Here is a 2,482-nt window from a genome sequence, read left to right on the forward strand (position 1 = left end):
ACTGCTCCGACCACCACTACTACCACGACTGAATCCACTACCGTTACAACCGGTCGTGTGAACTACCAGATCGCAGAAGTAGAGGCACAGCCTGGTGAGAAGGTTCCGGTACCGGTTTACGTAATCAATGACACTGGTACACTGGGTCTGACCGTTCAGTTCACTGCTGACAGCCGACTGAAGTACCAGTCCAACAAGGCCGGAGATGCATACACCGGTATGCCGGTTTGGAACGCAGCATCTTTTACCCTGAACTGGAATTTGGATGCAGCTGAAACCGCAAAGAGCGGTGCTGTTCTGACTACCTTGACCTATAAGGTTCCGGATGATGCGCAGCCCGGTGATAGATTCCCTGTAGAATTCGTAGTTGAAAACTGCAGCACTGTTGACGAAAATGGCAACACACTGACAGTTGGATACTTCAATGGTGCAATCTACATTCCGGATCCGGATGCTACCACAACCTCTACCACTGAGGCGCCGGTAACAACCACAACAACCACAACTACCACTGAAGCAGTTACTACAACTGCTCCTGTTACCACTACTTCCGAGACCATTTCTACCACAATGACAACCGGACGTGTAAACTACCAGATCGCTGAAGTAGAGGCTCAGCCCGGCGAGAAGGTTCCGGTACCGGTTTACGTAGTAAATGACACAGGCACACTGGGTCTGACCGTTCAGTTCACTGCTGACAGCAGACTGAAGTACCAGTCCAATGCAGTGGGCAATGCATACACCGGCATGCCGGTATGGGATGCAGCAAGCTACACGCTGAATTGGAGTCTGGATACAGCTGAAACCGCAAAGAGCGGTGCGGTGCTGACCACCCTGACCTATAAGGTTCCGGATGATGCGCAGCCTGGCGACAGATTCCCTGTAGAGTTCGTAGTGGAAAACTGCAGCACTGTTGACGAAAATGGCAACACACTGACAGTTGGATACTTCAATGGTGCAATCTACATTCCGGATCCGGATGCTACCACAACCTCTACCACTGAGGCGCCGGTAACAACCACAACAACCACAACTACCACTGAAGCAGTTACTACAACTGCTCCTGTTACCACTACTTCCGAGACCATTTCTACCACAATGACAACCGGACGTGTAAACTACCAGATCGCTGAAGTAGAGGCTCAGCCCGGCGAGAAGGTTCCGGTACCGGTTTACGTAGTAAATGACACAGGCACACTGGGTCTGACCGTTCAGTTCACTGCTGACAGCAGACTGAAGTACCAGTCCAATGCAGTGGGCAATGCATACACCGGCATGCCGGTATGGGATGCAGCAAGCTACACGCTGAATTGGAGTCTGGATACAGCTGAAACCGCAAAGAGCGGTGCGGTGCTGACCACCCTGACCTATAAGGTTCCGGATGATGCGCAGCCTGGCGACAGATTCCCTGTAGAGTTCGTAGTGGAAAACTGCAGCACTGTTGACGAAAACGGCAACGCACTGACTGTTGGATACTTCAACGGCGCAATCTACATTCCGGATCCGGATGCTACCACAACCTCTACCACTGAGGCTCCGGTAACAACCACAACCACAACCACCACTACTGCGGCAGAGACCACTGTAACAAGCAGTGAGGTAACCACAGTTTCTACCACAGAAACTACTGTAACAAGCAGTGAGACGAGCGGCTCTGAGACTACCACTGAAACCAGTGTATCCCAGTCCTTCTCCTTCACAGAGCCTACGAGAGTATGCTACTGGTCTCACGACAACAGACCCTTCGATCTGGAAGGTCTGAAGGTAATTCTCCAGGAAACAATCTTCATCATCCATGAGGACGGCACCGTTGTTGAAGCTGAGGAACAGCCTGCAGCAGTGGATATCACTGAGCAGTGCATGACCATCTTCTGCAACGACAAGCAGGTTGCTACTCCTGAGGATACCTACGAGACGCAGATTTACAAGTACATGCTTGAGTTTGCTTACGAAGGTAATCCGGATGTAATCGTTGGCACACATCAGGTACTCATTGGCGTAAAGGGTGATACAAACCTGAGCGGCGATGTAACCGTTGCGGATGCAGTTGAGATCCTGATGTATCGTGCAGACATGATGGCAAATCCGAACAATCCGACTTATGTATTTAACGAGGATCCGGATCTCCACAAGCTTGGCTACTTCTTGGGCAACGTTGATTGCATCAAGGAGGGCGATGACCTCAATGTAGCGGATGCGGTTAATATCCTGATGTTCCGTGCTGAAGTTCTTGCAAACGGCTCGGCAACATGGGAGCAGATTGTCGGCTATGATCTGATTGATCCTTCCGATGAATCCACATTCAGAACCATTGAAAAGCTCTGATCTCAAAGCGAAGTGCTGTTGATGCAGCATGCAGAAAACAAGGCGGACCGGAAACGGTTCGCCTTGTTTCATTTTATGCAGGATCCTTTGCCAAGGTCTATTCTGCCGGAGCAGCTTCGTGATGTTATGCTAAAAAAGTCCGTGAACGAATTCGCTC

At 50.6% G+C, this 2,482-nt stretch carries 1 protein-coding gene; it reads left to right on the forward strand.

What is annotated here, in order from left to right:
* A partial coding sequence (locus tag QVO51_RS02765; protein WP_288167784.1) for a hypothetical protein occupies positions 1-2,325 on the forward strand: 2,325 nt, incomplete at its 5' end.
* Positions 2,326-2,482: the final 157 nt, after the last annotated feature.

It is taken from the genome of Ruminococcus sp. CAG:379, from assembly GCF_000434255.1.
GTDB lineage: Bacteria > Bacillota > Clostridia > Oscillospirales > Ruminococcaceae > Ruminococcus_F > Ruminococcus_F champanellensis.